The sequence below is a fragment of the Micromonospora yasonensis genome (genome assembly GCF_026013475.1).
Lineage (GTDB): Bacteria > Actinomycetota > Actinomycetes > Mycobacteriales > Micromonosporaceae > Micromonospora > Micromonospora yasonensis.
Genome location: NZ_JAPDPH010000244.1, coordinates 1 through 10056, shown reverse-complemented (window position 1 = coordinate 10056; position 10056 = coordinate 1). Strand labels below are relative to the sequence as shown.

The 10056-nt window shown below is 72.7% G+C and carries 14 protein-coding genes; 8 read left to right on the top strand and 6 right to left on the bottom strand.

Annotation, left to right across the window (positions count from 1 at the left end; translation table 11 throughout):
• Positions 1–184: 184 nt before the first annotated feature.
• Together ONA70_RS31120 and ONA70_RS31115 are read left to right on the top strand one after the other, a co-directional pair.
• Positions 185–385 carry a hypothetical protein gene (locus ONA70_RS31120; RefSeq protein ID WP_265010060.1) on the top strand — a complete coding sequence of 67 codons (201 nt, stop codon included), beginning with the start codon at positions 185–187 and terminating at the stop codon, positions 383–385.
• Positions 382–756 (top strand): VOC family protein, encoded by a 375-nt coding sequence (locus tag ONA70_RS31115; RefSeq protein WP_265010059.1) that lies wholly within the window; start codon positions 382–384, stop codon positions 754–756. Before ONA70_RS31120 ends, ONA70_RS31115 begins: the two co-directional genes overlap by 4 nt.
• Positions 757–818: 62 nt before the next feature.
• On the opposite strand, the gene ONA70_RS31110 is transcribed toward ONA70_RS31115, so the two are convergent.
• Entirely contained in the window at positions 819–1193 is a 375-nt protein-coding gene (locus ONA70_RS31110; RefSeq protein WP_265010058.1) for a VOC family protein, read from the bottom strand.
• 132 nt (positions 1194–1325) lie between these two features.
• On the opposite strand from ONA70_RS31110, the gene ONA70_RS31105 reads away from it, so the two are divergent.
• The 3 genes from ONA70_RS31105 (at position 1326) to ONA70_RS31095 (ending at position 2798) form a co-directional block, all read left to right on the top strand.
• Positions 1326–1784: an Rv0361 family membrane protein gene (locus ONA70_RS31105; protein ID WP_265010057.1), complete on the top strand. Its 459-nt coding sequence runs from the start codon at positions 1326–1328 to the stop codon at positions 1782–1784.
• Positions 1785–1913: 129 nt separating this feature from the next.
• Positions 1914–2252, top strand: a complete 339-nt coding sequence (locus tag ONA70_RS31100; RefSeq protein ID WP_265010056.1) for a metallophosphoesterase — start codon at positions 1914–1916, stop codon at positions 2250–2252.
• Positions 2253–2642: 390 nt separating this feature from the next.
• Positions 2643–2798 carry a hypothetical protein gene (locus ONA70_RS31095; RefSeq protein WP_265010055.1) on the top strand — a complete coding sequence of 52 codons (156 nt, stop codon included), beginning with the start codon at positions 2643–2645 and terminating at the stop codon, positions 2796–2798.
• Between the two features lie 2 nt (positions 2799–2800).
• Here ONA70_RS31095 and ONA70_RS31090 read toward each other — a convergent pair whose 3' ends face one another.
• From ONA70_RS31090 to ONA70_RS31080, 3 genes are all read right to left on the bottom strand, one after another.
• Complete coding sequence (locus ONA70_RS31090) at positions 2801–3520, bottom strand: thymidine kinase (protein WP_406601283.1); 720 nt, start codon at positions 3518–3520, stop codon at positions 2801–2803.
• A 71-nt stretch (positions 3521–3591) separates the two neighbouring features.
• Positions 3592–4983 carry an MFS transporter gene (locus tag ONA70_RS31085; RefSeq protein ID WP_265010054.1) on the bottom strand — a complete coding sequence of 464 codons (1392 nt, stop codon included), beginning with the start codon at positions 4981–4983 and terminating at the stop codon, positions 3592–3594.
• Between the two features lie 14 nt (positions 4984–4997).
• Positions 4998–5765: a glycerophosphodiester phosphodiesterase gene (locus ONA70_RS31080; protein ID WP_265010053.1), complete on the bottom strand. Its 768-nt coding sequence runs from the start codon at positions 5763–5765 to the stop codon at positions 4998–5000.
• 99 nt (positions 5766–5864) lie between these two features.
• On the opposite strand from ONA70_RS31080, the gene ONA70_RS31075 reads away from it, so the two are divergent.
• Both ONA70_RS31075 and ONA70_RS31070 read left to right on the top strand, forming a co-directional pair.
• On the top strand, positions 5865–6314 hold the full coding sequence (locus tag ONA70_RS31075) for a helix-turn-helix domain-containing protein (protein ID WP_265010052.1): 450 nt from the start codon (positions 5865–5867) through the stop codon (positions 6312–6314).
• Positions 6307–6669 carry a DUF4180 domain-containing protein gene (locus tag ONA70_RS31070; RefSeq protein WP_265010051.1) on the top strand — a complete coding sequence of 121 codons (363 nt, stop codon included), beginning with the start codon at positions 6307–6309 and terminating at the stop codon, positions 6667–6669. The genes ONA70_RS31075 and ONA70_RS31070 overlap by 8 nt, the downstream gene beginning before the upstream one ends.
• A 40-nt stretch (positions 6670–6709) precedes the next feature.
• On the opposite strand, the gene ONA70_RS31065 is transcribed toward ONA70_RS31070, so the two are convergent.
• Together ONA70_RS31065 and ONA70_RS31060 are read right to left on the bottom strand one after the other, a co-directional pair.
• Complete coding sequence (locus tag ONA70_RS31065) at positions 6710–7366, bottom strand: response regulator transcription factor (protein WP_265010050.1); 657 nt, start codon at positions 7364–7366, stop codon at positions 6710–6712.
• A complete protein-coding gene (locus ONA70_RS31060) occupies positions 7363–8511 on the bottom strand; it encodes a sensor histidine kinase (protein ID WP_265010049.1) in 1149 nt (382 codons plus the stop codon). The genes ONA70_RS31065 and ONA70_RS31060 overlap by 4 nt, the downstream gene beginning before the upstream one ends.
• Before the next feature lie 86 nt (positions 8512–8597).
• Here ONA70_RS31060 and ONA70_RS31055 point away from each other — a divergent pair.
• The coding region (locus ONA70_RS31055; RefSeq protein ID WP_265010048.1) for a DUF1349 domain-containing protein at positions 8598–10056 on the top strand (1459 nt) is incomplete at its 3' end.

The window sequence follows — 10056 nt, the reverse complement described above, 5'->3', positions numbered from 1 at the left end:
AGGGGGCGGGCGTCCCCCGCCTTGAGGCGGGCGTTAAAGTCCCGCGAGGGGGAGAAGCGCTACCACGCCGTGGTGAAGGCCCACCCGGCCCGGCCGCCCCGGACGGTCCCGCCGCGACGCACGCACGCACCCGAACCGCGGCCCGGGAGACGCCGGGCCGGGCCGGGACGAGTCGACAGCCGCGGTGCGGACGGCCGTGGCCGCCCTGTTCGCTCCCGAGCGCGGCCGGCTGCGGCTGCCGGCCGACCGGCTCGCGGCCCTGTTCCTCGCCGTCCTGCTGCCCGGGCGCGGCCCACTGCCGGGCGACCCGCCCACCGCCGCCGAGCTGGTCGACCTGTTCCTGCACGGCGCCCTCGCCCCCAACGACCAGGAGAAGCACCCGTGACTATCACCCTCAACCACACCATCGTCCCGGCCCACGACCACCACGCCGCCGCCCGGTTCTTCGCCGAGGCGATGGGTCTGCCGGTGCTGCCGCCCGCGGGGCGGAACGGCCACTTCGCCCCGGTACGGATCAACGACCAGCTCACCATCGACTTCATGAGCGTCCCCGCGCCCGAGGGGCACCACCTGGCCTTCGACGTCGACCCGGACACCTTCGACGGGATCCTCGGCCGGCTGCGCGCCGCCGGCGTGCCGTACGGCAGCGAGCCCGGGGCACCGGACAACGGGCGGACCGACCACCCGCTGTGCGCCCGGGGGCTGTTCTTCCGTGATGACGCCGGCAACCTCTACGAGGTGATGTCCCCGGCCTGAACGGTCGCACCGGGCGGGAGCCGGCTCGTCGGGCGGCCGCCGCCCGACGAGCCGGCCCACCCTCAGCCCTGCGGGCGGGGGCAGAGGCAGAACGGCTGCCCGACCGGGTCGAGCAGCACCGTCCACCGCTCGCCGCCCGGCTGGAACTCCGGCCGGCTGGCACCGGCCGCCAGGAACTCCCTCTCGGCGACGGTCACGTCGTCGACGTACAGGTCGAGGTGGTAGCGCTTGCCGGCGTTCTCGTCGGGCCAGGCCGGCGGGGCGTACCCGGGCACCAGACCGAAGCCGACCGAGACCCCGTCCTTACTGGTGATCATCGCGTACTCGCCCTGGCTGTGGGTGACCTCCCAGCCGAGGACACGGGAATAGAAACCGGCGTGGGCAACCGGGTCGGAGCTGTCGAGGTTGACCATCGCGAGGTCGGCGTGCACTGTCATGCCGCCCATCCTGCCGCCGGAAGCTGACACCTTCTGGCAGGTACCTCGGGCGGATTTCCCGGCCGGGCCGGCCACGGCGACAGCGGCGCAAGTGCCTGCGCCCGCCGGTCAGGGTCTCTACGGTCGGGGGTGATGGGCAAGGAACAGAAATGGTCCAGGCCGGCCCGGCGGCGCCGGCCGATGGGCGCGGGCGTGCTGTTCGGCGGCCTCGGGGTCGGCATGTGCCTGGTCGGGGTGGCCGGCCTCGCGGTCTGGAACGTGCAGGTGGTGCTGCAGGCCAACGGCCCGGTCCGGCAGACCGCCGACACGTTCTTCCGGGACGTCGCCACCGGGGACACCGACAAGGCGTACGGGAAGCTGTGCCGCACCGCGCGCGGCAAGTGGAGCCAGGTCGGCTTCGGCAGCTGGGTACGCACCCCGCCGCAGGTCAGCGGCTACGAGATCGTCGACGTGTCGGTGGCCACCCGGGGCGGCCGCCCGCGCGGCACGGTGAAGGTGCGGCTGACCCGCGAGGGCGGCGCCAGCGAGGAGCGGGACCTGCCGGTGGTGCAGGAGAACGGCAAGTGGCGGGTCTGCGGGGACCCGTTCTGACCATGCCGGGGCAGCACGCCGTCGGCCGTCCCCTAGGCTGTCGGCACACGACTGGCGCGGGTGGGCGACCACCGGGGTGTGAGGTCGGGGCGTCGACCGCCTGGGTGCCCCTCGTCGATGGGGAGCCGCATGATTTCGCCCGCCCGGCACCGGATCCTGCACCTGTCCGACACCCACGTCGGCGCGAACGGCTTCGACGAGGACGGCGTGGCCACCCGTGCCGCCCTCGACGGCATCCTGCACGACGCGCGGCACGTGCCTGACCTCGACCTGGTGGTGGTCAGCGGGGACATCGCCGACGACGGCTCGGTCGCCGGCTGCCTCGCGGTACGGGAGGCGGTCGGCCGGTTCGCCGCCGAGCGTGGCATACCGCACGTGTACTGCACCGGCAACCACGACCGGCGGGACTCCTTCACGGCCGTGCTGGGCACCGGCCATCTGGCCGCCGACGGCGCCCGACACCGGTGAGCCGGCCGACCCGGCGGGCGAGGAGCGGCCGGCCGTCAGCGTGGTACGCGGGCTGCGCGTGGTGACGCTCGACAGCCTGGTGCCGGGCGCGGTGCACGGCGAGCTCGGTGACCGGCAGCTGCGCTGGCTGCGCGGGGTGCTGGCCCGGCCGGCCGAGGCCGGCACCGTGATCGTGGTGCATCACCCGCCGATCGCGCTGCCCTCGTCGCCGCTGATGGCCTCGGTCAACCTGCGCGACGCCGCGCGGCTCGCCGAGGCCGTGGCCGGCAGCGATGTGCGGGCCATCCTCTGCGGCCACTACCACCTGCAGTTGTCCGGCTCGCTGGGCGGCGTGCCCGTGTGGGTCACGCCCGGCGTGGTGACCCGCATCGACCTGACCGCGCCGCCCCGGTGGGAACGGGCCGTGACCGGCGCCGGCGCGACGTGGTCGACCTCGGCGGTCCCGGGTCGCCGATGTTCCACACCCTGCAGGCCCGGGATCCGCGGGCGGGCCGGCAGGTGTATCTGGTCGACGCGGTGTCGGGGGTGGACGTGCCGGCGCAGTGAGCTCAGCCGCGCGGGCCGAGGTCGCCGGAGCGGTAGTGCCGGCGACAGAGCACCTGGTAGCGCACGTCGGCGGTGTCTGCGGTGTCGCCGATGACGACCTGCGCGCCCTCGCGGACCACCCGGCCGCCAACGACCCGGGCGTTGAGCAGCCCTTCCCGGCCGCACCAGCACAGCACCTCGACCTGGATGCGGGCCACCTCGTCGGCGAGTTCGAACAGCCGCTGCGCGGCCGGGAACAGGCAGGAGCGGAAGTCGGTGGCCAGGCCGAACGCGTACACGTCGACGTCGTAGTTGTCGACCAGGTCGGCCATCTGCTCGACGTGCTCAAGGTTGTAGAAGGACGCCTCGTCGCAGATCAGGTAGTCGACGCGTACCCCCTCGGCCCAGGCGTCGCGGACCAGGTCGCGCAGGTCCAGGTCGTCGGTGACCTCGACGGCTGCGTGGGCCAGCCCGATGCGGGTGGTGACCTGCGGGCCGAGCGAGCGGTCGATGCGGGTGGTGACCAGGCCGCGGCGGCCCTGCCGGGCGTGGTTGTAGTTCATCTGCAGGGCCATCGTGGACTTGCCGCAGTCCATCGGCCCCCAGAAGAACTTCAGCGCGGCGGCATGCAGGGGTCGGCCGTCGACCGCACGGGCGGCGGCGCAGCCGCCGCCCGGGTCCTCCCCGGGCCCCGGGAGGGGACGGGCGAGGCAGATCGGGGCGGCAGCGGCGTCGTCGGTCACGTCGGGGCAGCCTAGCCGATCGACGCGAGAGGATCTTGTCCGTGCAGGCGCATCGATCGGGGCCGTACCGCCTACAGCACCCGGGGCGGGATGTTGCCGGCGGCGACGATGGCCTTGCGGATCGGTACCGCGGCCAGCAGCGCGAAGCCGACCACGAAGAAGATCAGCAGGGAGACCAGGCCCACCCGGTACGAGGAGGTGAGCTGGAACACCAGGCCGAAGGCGAGCGGGCCGAGCCAGCTGGTGCCCTTGTCGCTGATCTCGTAGAAGCCGTAGTACTCGCCCTCCTTGCCGGTGGGAATGAGCTGGCTGAACAGCGACCGGCTCAGCGCCTGGCTGCCGCCGAGCACCAGGCCGATGCAGCCGCCGAGGATCATGAACGGCAGCGGCGCCTCGGCGGGTAGCCGGAACGCGGCGATGATCACACCGGTCCAGAGCACCAGGCTGAGCAGCACCGTCTTCCACGCGCCGATCCGCCGGGCCAGGGCGCCGAGGGCGAGCGCGCCGCCGAAGGCGAGGAACTGCACCAGCAGGATCGTCACGATCAGGGTGTCCTGCTCCAGGCGCAGTTCCTCGGTGCCGTACTGGCTGGCCAGGGTGATGACGGTCTGGATGCCGTCGTTGAAGACCAGGAAGGCGAGCAGGAAGAACAGCGTCAGCGGGTACGTCCTGATCTCCCGCAGGGTCCGGCCGAGTTGCCGGAACCCGTCGGTGAGCACGTTGCCGCCGCCGTGCAGCGCCTCGACCGTGGGGTGCTCGCGCAGCCAGCGCAGCGGCAGCAGGGTGAACGCCGCCCACCACACGCCGGCCGAGACGATCGACCAGCGGGCCAGGTCGAGGGTGCGCTGCGGGTTGCCCTCCTCGCTGAGCATCTTGACCGCCACCAGGTTCAGCGCGAGCAGCAGGCCACCACCGAGGTAGCCGATGGCCCAGCCGCGGCTGGAGATGGCGTCGCGGTCGTCGGGGCCGCCGAGTTGCGGCAGGAACGAGTTGTAGACGACGACGGCCGCGCCGAAGGAGATGTTGGCGATCAGGAACAGCGCCCCGCCGAGCAGGTACCGCTCGCCGGTGACGAACGCGAACGCGATGGTCGCCCCGGCTCCGGTGAACGCGGCGAGGGCCAGCAGCCGCTTCTTGTGCACCGTGCGGTCGGCGACCGCGCCGATCACGGGCAGCACGAACACGGTGAGGAACACCGACAGCGAGATCAGGTACGGGTAGTAGGAGCCGGCGGCGACCCGGATGCCCAGCGGGTGCACGTACCCGTGGCACTCGTCGGCGCCGAGCCGGCAGCCGGCGGCGAGTTCGGTGACGGTGGTGAGGAACGGCCCGAGGAAGACCGTGATCACGGTGGTCTGGAAGGCGGAGTTCGCCCAGTCGTAGAAGTACCAGCCGGTGCGTTCGCGCCGGGTGCTGCCCGGGTGGGCGGGCTCGGCGACGGCGGGGGCGACCGTTTCGGCCATCGGGGTCCTCTGACTCAGGCGGCCCAGTGGCCGCGGCTGCGGTAGACGTCGCACAGCACGCCGACGTGATCGGTCATGATGCCATCCACACCAAGATCAAGTAAGTCGTGCATTTCGGTGGGTTCGTCGATCGTCCAGACGTGCACCTGCAACCCGAGCCGGTGGCAGTACGCGAGGAACCGCCGGTCGACCACCGGGATGCGCCCGTACCGGACCGGGACCTGGGCGGCGACCACGGACGGCGGCAGCCGCAGCGGCCGGCCGTGCAGGGAGGCCATCCGCAGCCGAGCCACCCCGCGCATGCCGAGGCTGGTGGCGACCTTCGGCCCGGCCAGGGCGCGCAGCCGGGTCAGCCGGGCGTCGCTGAACGAGGCGAGCAGGACCCGGTCGCCGGCGCCGGCGCGGGTGACCGTATCGACGGTCGCGTCGATCCCGCCGTCAGCCTTGACGTCGACGTTGAACCGGACCTCGGGCCAGGCGGCGAGGACCTCGTCGAGGCGGGGGACGACGGCGGCGCCGCCGACGCGTACCGAGGCGAGGTCGGCCCAGCGCAGGTCGGCGATGCGGCCGCGCTCGCCGGTGACCCGCCGCAGGGTGGCGTCGTGGAAGATCACCGGCACACCGTCGGCGGTGGCGTGCACGTCGGTCTCCACGTACCGGTAGCCGAGGGCGATGGCTCGGGCGAACGCGGCAGCGGTGTTCTCGTCGCCGTCGGCCGCGCCACCGCGGTGGGCGAAGGCCAGCGGCGCGGGGGCGTCGAGGTAGCCGTGTCGGGGCTGCACGTCGGAAGTATGCCGGGCGCGGGTGGCATCCGGGTGACCGACCGGCGTCGCCGCAACCAACTTCCCTATCATTCCCTATTCCCGCTAATGTAGGGAACGATGAGTGATGACATGTACTCGGTCGAGCAGGTGGCGGAGCTGCTGGGCCTGCACGTGCGCACCGTGCGCGGCTACATCCGCGCCGGCCGCCTGCCGGCGGTGCGGATCGGCAAGCAGTACCGCATCGCCCGTGCCGACCTCGACACGCTGACCGGCCGGCCGGCGCCGGTCGGCCCGGCGGCGCTGGAGGTGTCGAGCATCGCGCAGGTCGACGGCCTCGACCGGGCCACCGCCGACCGGCTCGCCACGCTCGTGCTGGCCACCGCCAACACTCACCACGACCCCGCGCGCCCGCTGCGCGTGCAGACCGTCCACGACGAGGAACGCCACCGTATGAAGATCGTGATCCTGGGCGACGCCGCCGCCACCGCCGACCTGCTGCACCTGCTCGACGCCGTCCTGCACGGCGAGGGCGGCCTGCTCGCCGGGAAGGGGACCGCAGATGCCTGACGTGCTGCAGGAGCGGGCCGGCGTGCCGGTGCTGGTGTGCGACCCGGCCGGACCGCCGATCGCCACCGAGCGGGACGCGCTGGACCTCATCGGCGCGGCCTTCCTCGGCGCCACGGCCGTCGCCGTGCCGGCCGACCGGCTCGACCCGAGCTTCTTCGCCCTGGGCACCCGCTTCGCCGGGGAAATCATGCAGAAGTTCGTCAACTACCGGCTGCGGCTGGTCGTCGTCGGCGACATCTCCCGGCACCTGGCGGCCAGTTCGGCGCTGCGGGCCCTGGTGGCCGAGTCCAACCGGCACGACCACGTCTGGTTCGTGCCGGACCTGGAGGCGCTGGAGGCCCGGCTGCGCGCCTGACCGACCGTTCCGGGCGTCTGCGTACGGTTCGATTCTCGGGTCAGGCGATCCGGTAGCCGACTCCCGGCGTCGTCGTGATGACCGATGGGTCGCCGAGCTTGCGTCGCAACCGGCCCACCGTCACCGTGACGGTGTTGGTGAACTGGTCGGCGTTCTCGTCCCAGACCTGTTCGAGCAGGGTCTCGGTGCTCAGGAAGCCGGGGCTTGCCCGCAGCAGCGCCTCCAGCACGGCGAACTCCTTCACCGAGAGGCTGAGTTGCCGGCCGTCGCGAACGGCGGTCCGGCGTACCGGATCCAGCGCGATCCCGGCCGCGCGCAGCGTCCGGGGCCGCGCGTCCGGTTTGCGGCGGGCCAGCGCCTGGATGCGCAGGATCAGCTCCGGGAAGTGGAAGGGCTTGGCGAGATAGTCGTCCGCGCCCAGGGTCAGCCCGCTGACCCGGTCGCCGGGCGCGCTCGCCGCGGTCAGCATCAGCACCATCGGCCGGTCCGCCCGCTCGGTGATCATCTGGCACAGCGTGTCCCCGTGGAGGCCGGGCAGGTCCCGGTCCAGGACCACCACGTCGTACGCGGTGAGGTCGAGCTTGGCGGCGGCGTCCAGCCCGTCGTGTGCGCGGTCGACGGCCATCCCCTGGTCGCGCAGCCCTTCCGCGACGACCTCGGCGAGGGCGTGATCGTCCTCGACGACGAGGATTCTCATGCCGCCACCCGCGCCTTCGCGGGCGGAAGTGTGATCGAGACGCGCAGGCCGCCCTCCGGCCGGGCGAGTAGGGCGAGCCGGCCGCCGTGGGCGGCGGTGACGGCGGACACGATGGACAGGCCGAGTCCCGAGCAGCCGGTGCGCTCGCCGCCCAGCCGCTCGAAGGGCTGTGCCAGCCGGTCGACCTGCCGCTGGTCGAGGACACGCCCGCCGGTCTCGACGACCAGCACCGTCTGCTCCTCGCTGACGGACCCGGTGATGCCGATCCATCCGCCGTGCTCGTTGTGCGTCACGGCGTTGTCGACGATGTTGCCGACCAGCCGCGCCAGCAGCGCCGGGCTGCCCTGGATGGTCATGACCGGCGGCACGTCCACCGTCACGTTCAGCCCTTTCCGCAGTGCGTCGGCGGACCGTTCGCGCAGCGCCGCGTCGATGAGGTCGCCGAGGTGGACCGGGGCGGCGTCGGCCAGCGTGCCGTGTTGCGCCCGGGCCAGCACCAGGAACCCGTCGAGCAGGTGGTCGACCCGGTCGAGCTGGGTTCGCAGCCGGTGGGCGAGCGCCACCGTCGAGGCCGCCGGGTCGGGCTTGGCGACCGCGACGTCCAGCGACGCCCGCATCGTCGCCAGCGGCGTACGCAACTCATGGGAGGCGTTGGCGACGAAGCGGCGTTGCGCGGCGAACGACGCTTCGAGTCGTTCGAGCAGTTCGTCGATGGTGTCGGCGAGGTCCTTCACCTCGTCGGTCGGGCCGGTGACGGCCAGCCGTCGATCCAGGTTGTCGGCGGAGATGCGCCGCGTGGCGCCGGTGATGAGCCGCAGCGGCCGCAGTACGCGTTTGGCCAGCACCCGGCCGAGCAGCAGTGAGACGACGACCATCACGATCAGCGCCACCAGCGAGCCGGCCAGCAGCTGGCGGGCCTGCTGCGTGTGCACGGCGGCCAGTTGGTCCTCCAACTGCCGGATGCGCTGCTGGGCCGGGGCGAGGCTGCCCTGGGCGGGGGGATTGCCGGCCGGGGTGACGCTGCTCATGCTGCCGTCGGCGAGCAGAAAGGTCAGGCCCAGCAGCCCGATACCGGACACGAGGAACACCGCGGCATACAAGATCGTGAACCGGAGCCCGACCGTACCGCTGCGCAGCCTGATCATGCCTCCAGCATGCCGCGCAGGACCTAACAGGAGCATGACAGGGCCGGTTCGGGCCGTGTTAGGCGCCGATCCGTAGAACCGACGGCATGTCGACCATCGAACTCCTCCGGCGGGAGTGGACCGGGTTCCGTCGTCCGGGCCGCCTGATCGCCCTGGCCGCCGCGGCCCTGTCCGTCATCGCGTTGGGCCTGCTTGTCGCCTCCGGCAACCACTCGTCCTGCGACGGCCCCTGCCCGGCCACTCCCGTCGCCAGCGACGGCGCCATCGTCGGCGACAGGTTCTGGTTCCTGCACCGCGACCTCGCCCGCGAGGGCAGCATCACGGTCCGGATGACGTCGATGACCGGGACGATCACCTATCCTCCGCCGAACCATGACCAGATCGTGCCCGGGCTGGTGCCGTGGGCGAAGGCCGGGATCCTCGTCAAGGACGGCTTGCGGCAGGGCTCGCCGTACGCGGCGGTCATGATGACCGGCAGCCACGGCGTGCGCTTCCAGTACAACTACCAGCACGACGTCGCCGGACGCGCCGGCGGCGTCTCGGAGCAGACCCCGCGCTGGCTGCGCCTGACCCGCTCGGGCGACACCATCACCGGCTTCGAGTCGGCCGACGGCAAGCAGTGGCACACCGTCGGGGCGGCGAAGCTCGACGGGCTGCCGGACACCGTGCAGGTCGGCCTCTTCGCCACCTCCCCTGGCGACCTCACGCTCCGCAAGGTCGGCCTCGGCGGCGCGGTCGAGGAGGTCCGGTTCACCCAGGCCGTCGGGGTATTCGACAACGTCGCCGTCGAGGGCGGCGGCACCGGCGCGTGGGAAAACCACCCGGTCGGCGAGATGAACCACACCGACTGGGAGAAGTACCACAACGCGTCGGGGGCCGTGGAAAAAGACGGTGGCATCACGGTCAGCGGCACCGGCGACATCGGGCCGCTCGGCGAGGAGGGTACGCGTACCGTCGAGAAGACTCTGCCCGGCCTGGTGGTCGCGCTGATCATCGTGCTCGTCGTCGCGGCCCGCTACGGCGCCCGCACGGCTCGTGGGGCGGCCTCCCGGCGGGTGATCGCCGCCCGGGCGGCCGTCGTCGGGGCGGCCACCTTCGTCACCGGTCTGGTCGCCGTCGGCGTCGTCCTCCCGGTGGGCGTCGCGATCCTGAAGGGCAACGGCATCCCGGTGCAGCCGGTGCCGGCGCTGACCGGCGCCCGCGTGGTCGCCGGCGTTGCGGTGGTGCTCGCGCTCTGTGCCGTCCTCACCTACGGGCTCGGCGTGTGGCTGCGCCGTGGCTGGGCAGCGATCCTCCTCGGGCTGTCGCTGGTCGCCCTGCCCTACATCGTGACGGCGGTCCCGCTGCTGCCCGACGTGGTCTCTGAATGGCTGCTGCGGCTCACCCCGGCCGCCGGCTTCGCCGTCCAGCAGACGGTGATGGAGTATCCACAGGTGACCGCGCATTACGCGCCGTCGGCCGGGTACTTCCCACTGCCCGGGTGGGCCGGGCTCGCCCTGCTCGGCGCGTACACGGTGATCGTGGTGCGGGTGGCCGTGGGCCGCA